This window comes from Nocardia sp. CA-290969 (assembly GCF_050936135.1).
GTDB lineage: Bacteria > Actinomycetota > Actinomycetes > Mycobacteriales > Mycobacteriaceae > Nocardia.
This window is the reverse complement of record NZ_JBNJNJ010000001.1, coordinates 5,310,406-5,326,417: the sequence shown is the minus strand read 5'-3', so window position 1 is coordinate 5,326,417 and position 16,012 is coordinate 5,310,406. Positions and strand designations below refer to the sequence as shown.

At 68.4% G+C, this 16,012-nt stretch carries 14 protein-coding genes; 4 read left to right on the top strand and 10 right to left on the bottom strand.

The window, feature by feature from the left end; translation table 11 throughout:
• The first annotated feature begins 40 nt into the window (after positions 1 to 40).
• The 3 genes from ACQEVO_RS24390 to ACQEVO_RS24380 all read left to right on the top strand — a co-directional run bounded on the left by ACQEVO_RS24390 (position 41) and on the right by ACQEVO_RS24380 (position 4,092).
• A complete protein-coding gene (locus ACQEVO_RS24390; RefSeq protein WP_432917366.1) occupies positions 41 to 1,333 on the top strand; it encodes an MFS transporter in 1,293 nt (430 codons plus the stop codon).
• Positions 1,330 to 2,511 carry a 4-hydroxybenzoate 3-monooxygenase gene (locus ACQEVO_RS24385; protein ID WP_432917363.1) on the top strand — a complete coding sequence of 394 codons (1,182 nt, stop codon included), beginning with the start codon at positions 1,330 to 1,332 and terminating at the stop codon, positions 2,509 to 2,511. The genes ACQEVO_RS24390 and ACQEVO_RS24385 overlap by 4 nt, the downstream gene beginning before the upstream one ends.
• 114 nt (positions 2,512 to 2,625) lie before the next feature.
• Positions 2,626 to 4,092: an aldehyde dehydrogenase family protein gene (locus ACQEVO_RS24380; RefSeq protein WP_432917360.1), complete on the top strand. Its 1,467-nt coding sequence runs from the start codon at positions 2,626 to 2,628 to the stop codon at positions 4,090 to 4,092.
• Between the two features lie 81 nt (positions 4,093 to 4,173).
• Here ACQEVO_RS24380 and ACQEVO_RS24375 read toward each other — a convergent pair whose 3' ends face one another.
• Positions 4,174 to 4,764 (bottom strand): type 1 glutamine amidotransferase domain-containing protein, encoded by a 591-nt coding sequence (locus ACQEVO_RS24375; RefSeq protein ID WP_432917358.1) that lies wholly within the window; start codon positions 4,762 to 4,764, stop codon positions 4,174 to 4,176.
• Between the two features lie 234 nt (positions 4,765 to 4,998).
• On the opposite strand from ACQEVO_RS24375, the gene ACQEVO_RS24370 reads away from it, so the two are divergent.
• A complete protein-coding gene (locus tag ACQEVO_RS24370) occupies positions 4,999 to 5,478 on the top strand; it encodes a Dps family protein (RefSeq protein ID WP_432917355.1) in 480 nt (159 codons plus the stop codon).
• A 146-nt stretch (positions 5,479 to 5,624) separates the two neighbouring features.
• Here the strand turns inward: ACQEVO_RS24370 and ACQEVO_RS24365 are convergent, their stop codons facing one another.
• The 9 genes from ACQEVO_RS24365 to ACQEVO_RS24325 form a co-directional block, all read right to left on the bottom strand.
• On the bottom strand, positions 5,625 to 7,265 hold the full coding sequence (locus ACQEVO_RS24365; protein ID WP_432917352.1) for an ABC-F family ATP-binding cassette domain-containing protein: 1,641 nt from the start codon (positions 7,263 to 7,265) through the stop codon (positions 5,625 to 5,627).
• 243 nt (positions 7,266 to 7,508) lie between these two features.
• Entirely contained in the window at positions 7,509 to 7,937 is a 429-nt protein-coding gene (locus ACQEVO_RS24360; protein ID WP_432917349.1) for a hypothetical protein, read from the bottom strand.
• Between the two features lie 180 nt (positions 7,938 to 8,117).
• Entirely contained in the window at positions 8,118 to 8,291 is a 174-nt protein-coding gene (locus tag ACQEVO_RS24355; protein ID WP_432917346.1) for a hypothetical protein, read from the bottom strand.
• Between the two features lie 259 nt (positions 8,292 to 8,550).
• Complete coding sequence (locus ACQEVO_RS24350) at positions 8,551 to 10,716, bottom strand: acyl-CoA dehydrogenase (protein ID WP_432917343.1); 2,166 nt, start codon at positions 10,714 to 10,716, stop codon at positions 8,551 to 8,553.
• 154 nt (positions 10,717 to 10,870) lie between these two features.
• Complete coding sequence (locus ACQEVO_RS24345; protein WP_432917341.1) at positions 10,871 to 11,716, bottom strand: aldo/keto reductase; 846 nt, start codon at positions 11,714 to 11,716, stop codon at positions 10,871 to 10,873.
• Between the two features lie 127 nt (positions 11,717 to 11,843).
• Positions 11,844 to 12,749 carry a hypothetical protein gene (locus tag ACQEVO_RS24340; RefSeq protein ID WP_432917338.1) on the bottom strand — a complete coding sequence of 302 codons (906 nt, stop codon included), beginning with the start codon at positions 12,747 to 12,749 and terminating at the stop codon, positions 11,844 to 11,846.
• 255 nt (positions 12,750 to 13,004) lie between these two features.
• Positions 13,005 to 14,381 (bottom strand): MFS transporter, encoded by a 1,377-nt coding sequence (locus ACQEVO_RS24335; RefSeq protein WP_432917335.1) that lies wholly within the window; start codon positions 14,379 to 14,381, stop codon positions 13,005 to 13,007.
• The gene (locus ACQEVO_RS24330; RefSeq protein ID WP_432917332.1) at positions 14,378 to 15,481 is read right to left on the bottom strand and encodes a PLP-dependent cysteine synthase family protein; all 1,104 of its coding nucleotides are present in this window, start codon (positions 15,479 to 15,481) and stop codon (positions 14,378 to 14,380) included. Before ACQEVO_RS24330 ends, ACQEVO_RS24335 begins: the two co-directional genes overlap by 4 nt.
• 106 nt (positions 15,482 to 15,587) lie before the next feature.
• A complete protein-coding gene (locus ACQEVO_RS24325) occupies positions 15,588 to 16,004 on the bottom strand; it encodes a hypothetical protein (protein ID WP_432917330.1) in 417 nt (138 codons plus the stop codon).
• Positions 16,005 to 16,012: the final 8 nt, after the last annotated feature.

The window sequence follows — 16,012 nt, the reverse complement described above, 5'->3', positions numbered from 1 at the left end:
AAAGATCATCTATTGGATTTCTGATGGACGCCAGCCTAGCGTGAGTGCCATCACAGACCGGGTCGACGCCGACCCGAAGATCAGAAATGAATCCCCCACCATGAACAAATTGCTGTCGTGGCCGGCCGCGCTCTGCTGGCTCACCGTGCTGCTCGACGGATACGACCTCGTCGTCCTCGGCGCCGTCATCCCGACCCTCATCGACGAGAACCACGTCGGTTTCACCGCCGCGAGCGCCACCTTCGCCGCGACCATCTCGCTGGTCGGTGTCGCCATCGGGGCCGCGGGGGTCGGACCGCTGGCCGACCGCTACGGCCGCCGCAGCGTCCTGCTGGGCTCCATTCTGCTGTTCTCGCTGTTCACCATCGCCGTGCCGTGGGCCGGTTCGGTCGGGGTGTTCGGTGTGTTCCGGCTGCTGGCCGGGCTCGGCCTCGGCGCCTGTATGCCCACCGCGCTTACCTTCATGGCCGAACATATGCCCGCCTCGCGCCGGGCGTTCGCCAGCACCTTCACCATGACCGGCTACCACTTCGGGGCGGTCCTGGCGTCGGTGGCCGCGCTGTGGCTCATTCCCAGCTGGGAGATCCTGTTCTATGCCGGTGGTGTCGCCGGTCTGCTGCTGTTGCCGCTGATGTGGGTCAAACTGCCCGAATCCGATGCCTACCTGGCGGCACAGGGTAAGGCCGAACGGGTCAAGCCCACCATCGTGCTGCAGCCGAAATACCTGCGTACCACGTTAGGGGTGTGGGTCGGCTCGTTCATGGGGCTGCTGCTGGTCTACGGCCTGAACACCTGGCTGCCGAAGCTGATGCGAGACGCCGGATACAACATGTCCACCTCGCTGACACTGCTGCTGGTACTGAACATCGGCGCGATCATCGGGCTGATCGCCGCGGGTGTCCTCGCCGACCGCCGCGGTACGAAACCGACGATCCTGGTTTGGTTCGGCGCCGCCGCGGTCCTGCTCGCGCTGCTGAGCATCAAGGTGCCGAATACGCTGCTGCTCAACGCGCTGGTACTGGTCACTGGTATTTTCGTGTTCTCCGCGCAGGTACTCGTCTACGCCTACGTCACCCAGGCCTATCCGGCCGAGGTGCGGGCCACCGCACTCGGGCTCGCGGCCGCCGTGGGCCGGCTCGGCGCCATTTTCGGCCCGAGTATCACCGGGGCGCTGATCGTCGCCGGTTCCGCGCATCCGTGGGGTTTCTACTTCTTCGCGCTGGTCGCCGCGCTCGGGCTGCTCGCGCTGGCGACTGTGCCCGGACTGGCCCGCCGGTCCGCGATATCCGCCGATACGTCCGGTTCCGACGATCAGAAGGAGTACGCCGTATGACCACCACCCGGACCCAGGTAGCCATCGTCGGGGCGGGCCCGGCCGGCCTGCTGCTGTCGCATCTGCTGCACCATTCCGGCATCGAGTCGGTGGTCCTCGACATCCGGAGCCGAGAGGAAATCGCCACCACGATTCGCGCGGGCATCCTCGAGGCGGGCTCGGTGCGCACGCTGGTGGACACCGGTGTCTCCGACCGCGTGCTCACCGAGGGCGACCGGCACGACGGTGTGGTGTTCCGGTTCGGCGGCGAGAACCACCGCATCGACTTCCAGGAACTGGTCGGTGAATCGGTGTGGCTGTATCCGCAGAACGATGTGTTCGTCGACCTGGCCGCCCGCCGCGATGCCGATCAGGGCGATGTGCGCTACGGCGTGGCCGATACCGCGGTGGACATCTCGGGCGACCGGCCGGTGGTCACCTGCACCGATGCGGACGGACGACCGGTCCGGATCGAAGCGGATCTGGTGGTCGGTGCCGACGGTTCGCGATCGGTATGCCGCAAGACCTTTCCGGAAGGCACCCGCCGGGAGTGGTTCCGTGAATACCCCTTCGCGTGGTTCGGTTTCCTCGCCGAGGCGCCGCCCTCGCATCCGGAACTGATCTACACCCACTCCGATCACGGATTCGCGCTGGTCAGCCAGCGCACACCGACCGTGCAGCGGATGTATTTCCAATGCTCGCCCGACGAGCGGCCCGAGGAATGGGACGACGACCGGATCTGGGCGGAAATGCGGCGCCGGGTGAACGGGAACGGCTTCGAACTCCAGGAGGGGCCGATCAACTCCAAGATGGTGCTGCCGTTCCGGTCCTTCGTCACCGCACCCATGCGGCACGGCCGCCTGCTGCTGGCCGGCGACGCGGCACATACCGTCCCGCCCACCGGGGCCAAGGGCCTGAACCTGGCACTCGCCGATGTGAAAGTGCTGCACGAGTCGATCACCGAATTCCTCGCCGGCGCCGGTGACCGGGCACTGGACAACTACACCGAACGGGCGCTCGACCGAGTGTGGAAGGCGCAGCATTTCTCGTACTGGATGACCACCATGCTGCACTCCGCCGACGATGCGTCCGCATTCGATATCGAACGTCAGCGCGGGGAACTCGCGCTGGTGACGGAATCGCGGCACGGTGCTGCCTACCTCGCCGAGGCCTACACCGGATGGCAGCCCGCCTGCTAGTCGAAATATGTAGCACGCGAGCGCATTCCGCGTGACCGGACCGTATCCGGCGGCGGCGCCGCGATACTGGTTCCCGCAGCCGCGTTCCGCGCACCACCCCACCGAGGAGTTCCCATGACAACCACCGCCGACCCGGCCACCACCGCGTGGCACGGTGCGCTGTTCGACGGAGCCTTCCGTCCGGCCGGCCGGACCCTGCCGGTGATCGCTCCCGCCACCGGAACCACCATCGACACGGTCGGCGAGGCCGGGCTCGACGACCTCGAGCGCGCCGTGCGTTCGGCGGTTGCCGCCCAACGGCAATGGGCCGCGCTCACCTATGACAAACGGGTCGCCGTGCTGCTGCGCGCGGCGCAGCTGCTGGCCGAGAACCCGGACCGGCTGGGTTCCTGGCTGGTCGCCGAGGCGGGGTCGGGTCAGGGTAAGGCGGCGTTCGAGGTCGGGCTGGTGACCAGCGAACTCCAGGAGTCGGCCGCGCTGGCTGCACACCCGTACGGGGAGATGTTGCGCTCCGGTAAGCCCCGGCTGTCGGTCTCCCGCCGGGTTCCGGTGGGCGTGGTGGGCGTCATCTCGCCGTTCAATTTCCCGGGCATCCTGTCGATGCGCTCGGTGGCGCCGGCCCTCGCGCTGGGTAACGCGGTGATCCTCAAACCGGATCCCCGCACCCCGATCTCGGGTGGGCTGGCGTTGGCGGAGCTGTTGCAGGAGGCGGGCCTGCCCGCCGGAGTGCTGCACGTTCTGCCGGGCGGTGGTGAGCTCGGAGCAGCGCTGGTCGAGCATCCGCAGGTACCGTGCCTGTCCTTCACCGGTTCCACCGCGGCCGGCCGCAAGATCGCCACGTCGGCGGGACCGCTGCTGAAGAAGCTGCATCTGGAACTCGGCGGCAACAATGCGCTGCTGGTGCTGCCGGATGCCGACGTGCCGGCGGCCGCATCGGCCGGGGCGTGGGGGTCGTTCCTGCATCAGGGCCAGATCTGTATGACCACGGGCAGGCACCTCGTGCACAGCTCGATCGCCGAGGAATACGTGCAGGCGCTGGTGGACAAGGCGAACCGCCTCCCGGTCGGCGATCCCGCCGATGCGGCCAACGCGCTCGGCCCGATCATCGACGCCGGTCAGCGCGACCGGGTGCACGCCCTGGTCACCGCGGCCACCGAAGCCGGCGCGACGGTCGCGGCGGGCGGCGAGTACACCGACCTGTACTACCGGCCGACCGTCCTCACCGGCCTCACCGTCGACAACCCGGCGTGGACGGAGGAGATCTTCGGCCCGGTCGCCCCGGTGCTGACCTACGAGACGGTCGAGCAGGCGATCGAGATCATCAACGCCTCCGAATACGGGCTGTCGGTCGGCATCCTCACCGCCGACGCGTACCGGGCCTACGAACTCGCCGACCGGATCGTCTCCGGCGCCGTCCACATCAACGATCAAACCGTCGACGACGAAGCCCCCATCCCGTTCGGCGGCGTGAAGGCGTCCGGTGTGGGCGGCCGGTTCGGCGGGCCCGGCGCGAACCTCGACACTTTCACCGAAACCCAGTGGGTGACAGTCCAATCAGAGATCCAGCGCTACCCGTTCTGATCGGGGCGTTCACGGCTCCGGACGGCGATCCGGAGCCGCCGGACGAGATTCGCTGCGGCAACCAGTGCTGGGGTGCGCCCGTCAACGACCCGCGGTCGCACCCTCCGGGTGCACCGGATGCTTGCCCTCGGCGAATTCCTCGACGATCTTCGCGCAGAAAGCGGGCAGGTCGCCGGGGTTACGGCTGGACACCAAACCCTTGTCGGTGACCACTTCCTCGTCCACCACATTCCCGCCGGCGTTGCGGATATCGGTGCGCACACTCGGGTAGGAGGTGAGCGTGCGACCACGCACCACATCGGCCTCCACCAGCGTCCACGGTCCGTGACAGATCACGCCGACCGGTTTACCGGTGGCGAAGAAATCGCGGACGAAACGTACGGCGTCCGGGTCCTGGCGCAACTTGTCGGGGTTCGTGGTGCCGCCGGGAAGCAGCAGGGCGTCGAACTCGTCCGGGCTGCATTCGCCGACCACCCGGTCCACCGGGAACGTATCGCCCTTCTCGACGTCGTGGTTCATCGCCTGGATCTCGCCCGGTTTCAGTGACAGCAGTGCGGTGCTGGCCCCGGCGTCCTCCACCGCGGACCGCGGCTGCACGAGCTCGACCTGCTCGACACCGTCCGCCGCGAGTACCGCGACCCGCCGTCCGGTCAGATTGTGCTGCTGGCCCATATCCGTTCCTTTCCGAGTACGGGGTTGCGATCTGCCCGCGGCCTACCCGGGCCCCGCGCGGCGAAACGTCACCCCGGCCCGCACCGGCGGCGACGGTCCCGTCGACCGCGCGGATCAACCCGCTGACCAGCGCGTGGCCGAGATAACACGCCGGCCGCTGATTGAGTGCCACATCGCCGGGTAGTCGGCCCCTGTCCCGCGCATCGAGCGCAACGACGAGAAAGGCATTCGAGGATGAACGTCCCGATCAAGAGCACACTCGACCCGGAACAGCAGCGCATCACCGGCGACGCTCTGCGTGCCGCCGTCGTGGATCTGATCGATCTGTCTCTGATCGCCAAGCAGGCACACTGGAATGTGCTCGGCACCCACTTCCGCTCCGTGCACCTGGCGCTGGACGAACTGGTGAGCGCGGCTCGCGAGTTCACCGACTCCGCCGCCGAGCGCGCCACCGCCATCGGCGTGAGCCCGGACGGCCGCGCCGCCACGGTGGCCAAGGAAGCGGCCGGGCTGGAATTCCCCGACGGCTGGCAGCAGGACACCACGGTGATCAACGCCATCGTCGACGTCCTGAGCACCGTGATCGGCCGCTTCCGGGAACGTATCGAACTCACCGAGAAGGCCGACCCGGTAACCCAGGACCTGTTCATCGAGATCGCGGCGCGGCTCGAGCAGCTGCACTGGATGTGGCAGGCCCAGCTGTCCACCGCCTGATCCGGTCGATCCGGTGGACACGACCCGGCTCGCGCCCGCTCGTGGTCTCGGCCGGATTCCGTCCTCGACACAAGCCCGGTGCCGCCCACGGCGCACCGGGCTCATGTCGATACAGGCCGGCTGCCCGGCCGGAACACAACGAGATGTCAGCGGTGGTTCGTGGGCGGGGCGACCTCCGAGAGCCTGCCGTCGGACAACCGCAGCCAGCGCTGGACACCGATCTCCCCGAGAAAGCGTTCGTCATGGCTGACCACGACGAATGCGCCCTCGTAGGCGTTGAGCGCGTTCTCCAGTTGTCCGACGCTGACCAGGTCGAGATTGTTGGTCGGCTCGTCCAGGAGCAGCAGCTGCGGGGCCGGTTCGGCGAACAGGATGCAGGCCAGCGTCGCGCGCAGGCGCTCACCGCCGGACAGGGCGCCGACCCGCAGATGCACCCGGGAGCCGCGGAACAGGAACCGGGCCAGGAGATTCATCCGCTGGGCGGCCGGTAGCTCCGGCGCGAACGCGGCCAGGTTCTCGGCCACGGAGCGCTGCGGGTCGAGCAGATCCAGGCGCTGGGACAGATAGGCGACCCGCCCGTCGGCGCGGGTGATCTCGCCGCTGCCGGCGGTCAGCTCGCCGTGCAGGATGCGCAAGAAAGTCGATTTCCCGGCGCCGTTCGGGCCGGTGAGCGCGATACGTTCGGGTCCGCGAATCGCCAGGTCGACCCCGTCGCCGGCGAAAATCTCCCGGTCGCCGACGCGGTACCGGATCTGTTCGCCGAGGAACACGGTGCGACCTGCAGGCACGTGGGTGTCCGGCAGTTGCAGAGTGATCTTGTGGTCCTCGCGTAGCTCCCGTTCGGCCCGGTCGAGCCGGGTGCGGGCGGCGTCGACCCGGGCGCTGTGCGTGCCGTCGGCGCGACCTGCGGATTCCTGCGCGTTGCGTTTCATGGTTCCCGCGAAGATCTTCGGCAGACCGGCGTTGCCGAGTGTGCGGGCAGCGTTGCTTGCCCGGCGGGCCGCGCGTTCCCGCGCCTGCTGCAGCTCCCGCTTCTCGCGTTTGACCTCCTGTTCCGCACTGCGGATGTTCTTCTCCGCGACCTCCCGAGCGGCGCGTACGGCCTGCTCGTATTCGGTGAAATTGCCGCCGTGGTAATTGATCTCGCCGGCATGGAGTTCGGCGATCCGGTCCATCCGGTCGAGCAGGGCGCGGTCGTGACTCACCAGCAACAAGCAGCCGTTCCAGTCGCCGAGCAGATCGTAGAGCCGGTGGCGGGCGTCCAGATCGAGGTTGTTGGTGGGCTCGTCGAGCAGCAGCACATCGGGCCGGCGCAGCAGCTGCGCCACCAGGCCGAGCGAGACCACCTGACCACCGCTGAGGGTGTGCAGCCGGCGGGTGAGTTCGACATCGCCCACACCCAGCCGGTCCAGTTGAGCGCGCGTACGTTCTTCGATATCCCAATCCGAACCGATGGTGGTGAAGTGTTCTTCGGCGGTATCACCGGATTCGACCGCCGCCAGCGCCGCCAGGACCGGGGCGATGCCCAGGAGTTCGGCAACGGTGATATCGCCGGTCAGCGGCAGGGTCTGGGGGAGGTAGCCGAGTAGTCCGTCGACGGTGACCGAACCGCTCGCCGTGCGCAGATCACCCGCGATCAGGCGGAGCAGGGTGCTTTTCCCGGCGCCGTTCGGCGCGACGAGACCGGTGCGCCCGGCGGGCACGGTGAAGGACAGATCGGTGAAGACAGGGGTGTCGTCCGGCCAGGCGAACGACAGGTTCGAGCAGACGATGAAGCTTTCGGGCATGGGGGAGACCTCGTGTGTCCGACGGGCGCGTGCACTCGCGCCGCGAAAGTGATCGGTGAACGACGACATGGCCACGACAGCGGCGCCCGTATGCGCTCAACTGGTGGCCGTCAGAGCCGGGTGACCCCGGAGATGTCGAGTTCACCAACCATGGTCGGTCTCCTGTAATCCGATGACGCGATCGACGATAGCAGCCGAGTCCGGGTCGGCCGGTCCGGCCACCGGCCTACCCGGACCCGAGCTTCAGCCGCGCGGATTGTTCAGATGCTCCTGCACGTCGCCGGAGGTGGGGGGTTCGCCGCACTGCATACCGCAGCGCTGTTCCTCGGGAACCTGGTTGCCGTTCGGATAGGTGCAGCTCGCGCTGTCGCAGTTGTAATTGATGGTGTTCGGGTCGATCGGCAGCGGTTCGGCGTAGTACGACCACGCGAAGGTATCGCTACCGGAAACGGGAGAGCAGTAGACGGTGGTGCCGTCCGCGAGATGCCCGATCTCACCGGCGGCCGCGCAGTAGCTGTGCAGCTCGACCTGTGGGTTCGGGCCGTTGTCGGTGTGGACCAGAGGTGCGGGGAATGCGGCCGCGGGAGCGGCGGCGAAGAAGAGGGCGGCGGCCCCGACGGTCGCGCCGAGAAGTCGGGGGCCGACGCGCAGAATATGCGCTGTTGGCCTCATGAACAGATTCCGTTCTGTCGAATGGGCAGGTCCCACCGGCCGGATTGATTGATCTTAGCTATCACTATCGGGTGGTGGCAATGCCTGCCGTGCGGCCCCCACGACGCGAAAAGCAGGCCGCACGCGATCACGGCCTGCTCGGCGCGCACGCCGGCCGCTCGGGCGGCGTGCTGGGAGAACTCAGATGCACACCTCGGCGCTGCCGAAGGGAACACAGATTTCGACGGACCCCAAGCCCGGGATGACCGGTTGCTGAACAGCGGTCGTCGCGGCAGTGGCGGCGGGTGCCGCCACCACACCCAGGGCAAGGGCGATAGCGGTCGAGGCAAAGATCTTGGTGAGCCTGGCTGACATTTCTTTCCTCCGATCGGCGTGAACCAAGGTGGTTAATCGCGCACGGCCTCAGTGTTCGCCGGGGTGATAGGCGATACCAGACAAGAAAGCATCAATTTCTTTCCGTTGGGTCACGGTCGGATCGCAGCGGCGCAGCCCGTAGATCGCGTTGTGGTCACCGTCGGCGGTTCGCGTTTGTGCTCGCATCCACGCGGGCGGCACCGCCGGCGTCCGCTCCGGTACCCGGAAACACGGGAGGTACCGGAGCGCCCGGCACGTATCAGCGGATCAACGGGTCGCGGGGCATTCCGAGGATTCGCTCGGCGATCTGGTTGCGCGTGACCTCCGATGTTCCGCCGGCGATCGCCATTCCGCGCGCGCCGAAAGCCATCTGCGCGACCCCCGCTCCGCGGCCTTCCCACAGGGCCAGATCGTCGCCGATCAGCTCGGCGGAAATGGCTGCCCACTCGGCAAGATGTTCGGCCAGTACGAGTTTGGTGATATTGCCTTCCGGTCCGGGGCCGGCACCTTCGATACTGCGCGCGGCGCGGCGCAGGTTCAGCAGGCGCAGGGCATGATCCTCGGCGATGTAGCGGCCGGTGCGGACCTCGATCCCGGCCGGCGGATCCGGATGTTCGGCGACCTGGGCGACCAGCGCGTACGCCGGCGGCACCCCCGCCCCCGACCCGCCCCCGATGCTCACCCGTTCGTTGCCGAGCGTCGCCCGCGCGACCGTCCATCCGCTGCCCGGTGTGCCGACCACATCCGCGTCGGGAACGAAGACGTCGTCGAAGAACACCTCGTTGAACTCCGCGCCACCGGTGATCATGCGCAGCGGCCGCACCGTGACACCGTCGGCGTGCATATCGATGATCACGGTGGTGATCCCGGCGTGTTTGGCGGCGCCGGGGTCGGTGCGGACGGTGGCCAGCCCGCGCCGGCAGTAGTGCGCGCCGCTGGTCCATACCTTCTGGCCGGTGACCCGCCAGCCGCCGTCCACCCGGACGGCCTTGGTCTTGATCCCAGCGGCATCCGACCCGGCCGCCGGTTCGGAGAACAGCTGACACCAGATCTCTTCGCGGCGCAGCGCCTTTTCCACGAATCGTTCGATCTGGGAATCGGTTCCGTGCTGGATGAGGGTCAGGACAACCCATCCGGTGATCGAATAATCGGGGCGCTCGACCTGCGCGGCCCGGAATTCCTGGTCGATCACCAGTTGTTCGACCGCCGTCGCGGCCCGGCCCCATGGACGCGGCCAGTGCGGCATCACGTACCCCGTGGCGATCAGCCGGTCCAGTTGCGCCGCGCTGTCTCCGGCGGCGGCGATCTCGCGGGCGTCGGCACGGATCTCGGTGCGCAACCGCTCGGCTTCGGGCGGCAGATCGAGGCTGTTCGAACGCGTGACACCGGCCGCGGTGAGCGCGAACACCGTCTCCGCCGGGGCATCCCCGCCGGCCAGTGCCCGGGTGGTCAGTGCGCGGCGCAGATGCAGGTGGGCGTCGTGCTCCCAGGTGTATCCGATACCGCCGTGCACCTGGATGTTCAGTTCCGCGTTACGGACATACCCGGGGAAGGCGAACGTGGCCGCCGCCGCGGCGAGCACCTGGAACTGCTGTTCGTCCTCGGCTTCGGCGCGGGCGGCGTCCCATACCAGCGCGACCGCGGATTCCGCGGCCACCAGCATATTCGCGCAGTGATGTTTGATCGCCTGGAAGGTGGCGATGGTCCGGCCGAACTGCTCGCGGACCTTCGCGTACTCGACGGCGGTATCCACGCAGTCACCGGCCCCGCCCGCCGCCTCCGCGGCCAGCAGTGTGCGGGCGCGGGCCAGGGCGGCCGGCGCGGCGTCGCGCAGGATATCCGCGTCGGTGACGGCGACCTTGTCGAGGTGCACCCGCCCCGAGCGGCGGGTGGGGTCCAGGTTCTGCGGCGTCTCCACCGTCACACCGGCCCGGCCGGCTTCGATGACCAGCACATCCGGACCGGCCACCAGCACCAGCAGCCCGGCCGATCCCGCACCGAGCACCACCCCGGCCGCGCCGTCGGCGTACCCACCGGACAGTGTGACCGCACCGCCCACACCGATCCCGGCTGTCACCGAGCCGTTCACAAGACCCGGCAGCAACCGGGCCTGCTGCGCCTCGTCCCCGGCCGCCGCCAGCACCGACGACGCGATCACGGTCGGCACGAAGGGCCCCGGCGCCACGGCCCGGCCCAGTTCCTCGACCACCACCACGAGCTCCGGAAAGCCCGAGCCGGACCCACCGAACTCCTCACCGATATGCAGTCCCAGCCAGCCCATTTCGGCGAATGCCGACCAGAACGACGGCCTGTCCTCCGTGGTCTCCAGTACCGCCCGCGCCGCGGCTCGAGCCTTGTTGGCGGCGAGGAACGAGCGGGCCACCGTGGCCAGTTCGCGGTGGAGGTCGGTTACGGCAATACCCATCGCCAGTCCTCTCGGTGTGGAATCGGCCGGCGCGGAGGTTTTCGGACCCTGGCGCGAATTGCGATTCACTTACTGAGAATCACCGTAGCTCGCTCCGGCGTCCGCCGGGCACGTTTCGCCGAGCGGCCGCGTATGCGGAGCCGAGCGCTTCCGGTTATCGGTTTTCCGGTGCAGCGAGGTGGTCGAGACGCTCGTACTGGTCATCGGAGAGTTCCAGCCGGGCTGCGGCGAGGTTCTCGGTGAGGTGTGCGGGCGAGGCGGTGCCGGGGATGGGCACGACAACGGGGGAGCGGCGCAGGAGCCAGGCGAGCGCGACCTGGGTGCCGGTGGCGCCGAGTTCGCGGGCTATCTCGGCGATCACGGTGCTTGTGCCCGCCCCGCCCGCGGCAACTGGGCGCCACGGCAGGAATGCGATGCCGGCCTGCTCGCAGGCGTCGACGACGGATTCGTATTCGCGGTCGAGGACGTTGTAGCGATTCTGCACGCTCGCGATCTCCGTGGTTTCGCGCGCCTCCGCGAGCTGGGCGGCGGTCACCTCGGAGAGGCCGATATGGCCGATCTTCCCTTCGTCCTTCAGATCCCGCAGCACCCCGGCCTGGTCGGCGAGCGGGATGGCCGGGTCGACCCGGTGGAGTTGCATGAGATCGATCCGGTCGGCGCGCAGCCGGCGCAGGGCGTCGTCGACCTGCGCCCGCAGGAAGCGTTCGCTGCCGTTGTACACCGCGCCGTCGGGGTGGCCGGGCCGGCGCTCGACGCCGAGTTTGGTCGCCACCAGCAATCCATCCGGGTAGGGGTACAGGGCTTCGGCGACGAGTTCCTCGTTGGCGCCCCAGCCGTAGAGATGCGCGGTGTCGATCACTGTGACGCCGAGCTCGACGGCCTTGCGCAGCAGCGCGATCGAGGCGGCGCGGGCGTCGTCCGGTTCGGTCGGCAGCCGCATGGCTCCGAAACCTAGGCGGTACACGTCGTAGCCGGCGAGGTCGAGGGTGGGAGTAGTCATCGATACCTTCCGCGTCCCGCCCGACCCTATCCGCTCACCTCCGGGCCCGCGGCCGGCAGGTGGCGGGCCCGCCCGGTGGCGTTCCGTACGACCGGCGGCGACGGCTTCCGGTGGTGGACTGCTGTTGTCAGTGATGGCGGTGGGGTGTCGTGGTGGGCAGTGTGAAGGCCGCGGTGCGTACGGTTCCGCGATGTTTGAAGTCGAGGAACAGGCGATAGACACCCGGTCCGGGGACCAGGGTATGGAAGGTGATGTCGGGGCCCGGCGCGGTGACACCGTCACCGGGCTCCCCGTCGGGGTGGACGTGGACATAGGCCAGGTCTCCGGCCCGGAGGACCACCAGGTGGCCGAACGCTGCGAGGTAGGGCTGTAGATCGGTGACCGGGGCTCCGTCCTTGCGGACGGTGAGAGTCAGCTGCCGGCCTTCGCCGGCGACCAGATCGCCGCCCAGTTCGACTTCGTACCCGTCGACGACTGTGGTGCGCGCGGGCTCCGGAATCGGTAGCGGTGCATAGTGTCCCGCGACGGCGAGGTCCGCGCCGAGGGTGATGGTGCGGCCGAGTCCGCGCGGGGCTATATCCGTGAATACCCGGTATGCGCCTGCTTCGGGCAGATCCAGCCGCACCGACCAGGTGCCGTCGGCGGCGCGCCGGGGATGTACGTGCCAGAAGCCGGTCAGTTCGCGGCGGGCGACGATCAGATGCAGTTCTCTGTCGTGGATCGGGGTGTAGTCGGTGACCGGTTGCCCGTCCGGGCCGAAGATCCGGAACCGGAAATCGATCACGCCGGGCTGTGACACGGTGTCCGCCAAGTCCAACGAGTACCCGTCCTGGGTGACCAGTAGGCCACCCGGGAAAGCATCGGCGGTATGACCGGCGTGCGAGTGGTGCCCGGCGGGGGCGGGATCCGGGGTGTTGTGGCCGCTGCGCGAATCGGCGGCATGCGCTGTCGTCGTGGCGCCGGCCTGCCCATGGTTCGCGTGATGCCCGTGGTCGCCGTGGCCTGCGTGGTTGATGTGGTGTGCGGCGTTCATCGCGATTTTCCTGTTCTCGTCGTCAGCGGGACGAGAGCCAACTTATACCCCTGGGGGGTATGTGGCAACCCGGATTTTCGGTCGAAGTAAAAGCGCTGGTCCGAGCAGGTGGGAAGGCCGCCGATCTGAACCGACCGCACCGTGGCATGCCTGGCGGACCGACCCATCGGGCCGGTCGGCGACGGACTCGGTGGGAGGCCGGCACGGCCCGTGGCAACCTGCCACCGGCCGTGCCGTTCATCGCCGGCCCAGGCGTCAGCGTCGCGTGGGAGGTGCTGGTCGGCGTGCACGGCGGTCGAAGTCACCGTGGCGGAGGGGCGGTGTTGTGTTTTCCGATGGTGCCGTGCGGGGTAACTGCCGGCCGGTTCCGGCGGCGGGTTCGCTGTGCTGTTCGCCGCGCTGAGCCTGTTCGACCGGCCGCGATCGATCCAGGCGGTGCAGCGCGACGGCCGCTACTGCGCCGATGAGTCCGAGACCGGCCCACACCGCCCACTCCGCACCGGCGGCTCGTGCGGCCCCGACCACGGCGCCGGTAGCGAGGTTGCCCGCCAGGATCCCGATTCCCACGATCGTGTTGTAGAAGCCGTAGTGGGTGGCCACCAGTTTTCCGCCCGCGAGCGAGACGACAGTGTCCATCTCGAACGGAAACACTGCGGCGGTTCCGACCGCGAGCACCGCGGTGGACAGAAGCAGTGCGACGATCGCGGCCGTGGCGCCGAACGGCTCGGGCCCCGGCACGACGAGTAGCGGCACGAACGCGGCCGCCAGGATCGCCATCCCCACTGCCAGGCTGCGTCCGGTTCCCCAGCGCGCTCCGAACCATGCGGTGATCCGCAGCTGCCCGGCCACCGCGACAACACCGGAGACCACGAACAACGCCGATACCAGTACCTGGGAGTGTGCTCCGGCGAGGTACTCGGCCTGGAGCGGTAGGGCCAGATACACCTGGAACGACAGCACATACGAGCCGATCATCGTCAGCGCGAACAACAGGAACCGGCGATTCGCCGCTACCGCGCGCCAGTCCTGCAGCACCGACGTCTGTTCGGCGGCCTTCTGCTCGCGGCGTGCCGGTAGCGCGCACAGCTGTGCCACGGTCAGGGCTGCGAATACGACGGCGGCGGCCGCAGCGGTGACGCGGAAGTCGAGGAACATCAATGCCAGGCCGACCAAGGGGCCGGCCAGGATGCCGGCTTGGTAGAAGATATTGAAGACCGCGAAGGCTTCGACGCGGCGTTCGCCGGTGTCGGCGGCCAGATAAGCGCGTACGGCGGGGTTGAACAGGGCTCCGGCGAATCCTGTCGCGGCGGAAGCGACGAGTACTCCGGGGAGCGAGGTGGCGAACACGAGCAGGGCGAAGCCGCCGGTGCGCAGGAGGCAGCCTGCGACGATCAAGGGCTTGTAGCCGAGCCGGTCGGCGAGGGTGCCGCCGATCAGGAACATGCCTTGCTGAGAGAAGTTCCGTACGCCGAGTACGAGGCCGACCGCCCAGGCCGCCAGCCCGAGCGGTCCGGCGAGGTAGCCGGCGAGGTAGGGCATCAGCATGTAGAAGCCGAGATTGATACCGAACTGGTTGATCATCAGCAATCGTGCGGCGAGGTCGAAGCTGCGGAAGCTCCTGAGAACGGTCACGATGCGCCCTCTCCGGTGTGCGGGTCGACGACGGTGGTGCAGCGGGTCCACGAGTCCACCGCGCGTTCGCCCGGGTGCGCGATAACGGCCGGTTCTGTCGGTGGGGTGGTGTCGAGCAGGCCGTGTGTGCGGCAGTAGGCGTCGTTGTAGATGGTGTCGAAGTAGCGCTGGGGGCCGTCGGGGAACACCGCACCGATTCGCGTGTCCGCCGGTAAGGTGCGCGCTGCCCATCCGGCGACCAGTGCCACGGCGCCCACGCTCCATCCGCCGGTCGCATAGTGGGTGCCGGCCAGCGCCCGGCATGCCCATACCGCTTCCGCGGGTGCGACCCAGTGCACTTCACCGAAGGCGGAATAGTCGACGTTGCGGGGGAAGATGCTCGATCCCAGCCCGCGCATCAGCCTCGGGCCCGCGGGCTGGCCGAAGATCGTGGAGGCGACCGTATCCACGCCGATCAACTTCAGATGCGGGTTGAATCGGCGCAACACCCGCGCCACGCCGGCCGAATGGCCGCCGGTGCCAACCGCGCACACCAGGACATCGATCGCACCGAGCTGTTGCTGCAACTCCAGGCCGAGGGATTCGTATCCGTCGACGTTGTCGGGGTTGGTGTACTGGTCGGGGCACCATGCCCCGGGTTCGGCCGCCATGAGTTCGGCGACCCGTTCGCGGCGTGCTTGTTGCCAGCCGCCGCCGGGATGGGGTTCGGTCACCTGCTCGACACGCGCGCCGTAGGAGGCGAGCATGCGTTCCACGATCGGCTCGAGCCCCGGATCGGTGACGACCGTGACGGGGTGGTGGTACACCGCCCCGGCCAGCGCCAAACCGAGACCGAGAGTGCCGCTGGTGGATTCGATGATGCGCGCCCCTGGCGGCAGGTCTCCGCGTTGTTTCGCCCGCTCGACCATGTGCAGGGCGGGGCGATCTTTCATCCCGCCGGGATTGAAGCCCTCGAGCTTCGCCCAGAATCCGCGGCCGGCCGGGGCCAACGGCGCGCCCACCCACAGGACCGGGGTGTTGCCGACCAGCGAACTGGATTCCCGTACCGGGGCCGGCGGGGTGAGTACTCCGGCCGGTTTGCCGAAGACGACGTTGTTCATGATTGTCGCTTTCTGTATCCGAACCGCCGCGCAGGACGGTGTAGACGGTGAGCAGGCAGCGAACACCGGCCGGCGACACAACGAGTCGCGGCCTGGCGCTGACCGATCAGCGTCGGGAGATACAGAAATTCGTGAGTACGGCTCGCCCGTTCGACACGGGTAACGCGGCGACAGGAGGGCCGCGGATCCCGCAGGCGCCGGTGAAAATCGGGGCGATGGCGCCCACGGTGGTCGCGGCGAGAAGCACCAGCCACAGCAATGGCGAAATGGTCGCACCCCCGGAGGGCGGTAACGCCTTCTCGACGCAATGCATCATGTGCTGATCACAATGGTCGACGAGCCCCCCGCTCATCGCGTGCGGGGAATGGCTGTGCGAGGCGAGGGCGATCTCGGCAGCTGCCCCCGCGGCCGGATGTGTGTGCTCGTCATGCCCGTGCAGGGTGCAGTCGATCAGCGGGGCAACCAGCAGCACTGCCAGCAGCAGGCCCACCGATAGGCGTCGAAGGCGAGTGAAGACGGTCACCGCGAACC

Bases quoted from the DNA above. Each gene is read 5' to 3' on its own strand.
- ACQEVO_RS24385 (WP_432917363.1), top strand. From the start codon at position 1,330: ATGACCACCACCCGGACCCAGGTAGCCATCGTCGGGGCGGGCCCGGCC.
- ACQEVO_RS24380 (WP_432917360.1), top strand. From the start codon at position 2,626: ATGACAACCACCGCCGACCCGGCCACCACCGCGTGGCACGGTGCGCTG.
- ACQEVO_RS24375 (WP_432917358.1), bottom strand. From the start codon at position 4,764: ATGGGCCAGCAGCACAATCTGACCGGACGGCGGGTCGCGGTACTCGCG.
- ACQEVO_RS24370 (WP_432917355.1), top strand. From the start codon at position 4,999: ATGAACGTCCCGATCAAGAGCACACTCGACCCGGAACAGCAGCGCATC.
- ACQEVO_RS24365 (WP_432917352.1), bottom strand. From the start codon at position 7,265: ATGCCCGAAAGCTTCATCGTCTGCTCGAACCTGTCGTTCGCCTGGCCG.
- ACQEVO_RS24360 (WP_432917349.1), bottom strand. From the start codon at position 7,937: ATGAGGCCAACAGCGCATATTCTGCGCGTCGGCCCCCGACTTCTCGGC.
- ACQEVO_RS24355 (WP_432917346.1), bottom strand. From the start codon at position 8,291: ATGTCAGCCAGGCTCACCAAGATCTTTGCCTCGACCGCTATCGCCCTT.
- ACQEVO_RS24350 (WP_432917343.1), bottom strand. From the start codon at position 10,716: ATGGGTATTGCCGTAACCGACCTCCACCGCGAACTGGCCACGGTGGCC.
- ACQEVO_RS24345 (WP_432917341.1), bottom strand. From the start codon at position 11,716: ATGACTACTCCCACCCTCGACCTCGCCGGCTACGACGTGTACCGCCTA.
- ACQEVO_RS24340 (WP_432917338.1), bottom strand. From the start codon at position 12,749: ATGAACGCCGCACACCACATCAACCACGCAGGCCACGGCGACCACGGG.
- ACQEVO_RS24330 (WP_432917332.1), bottom strand. From the start codon at position 15,481: ATGAACAACGTCGTCTTCGGCAAACCGGCCGGAGTACTCACCCCGCCG.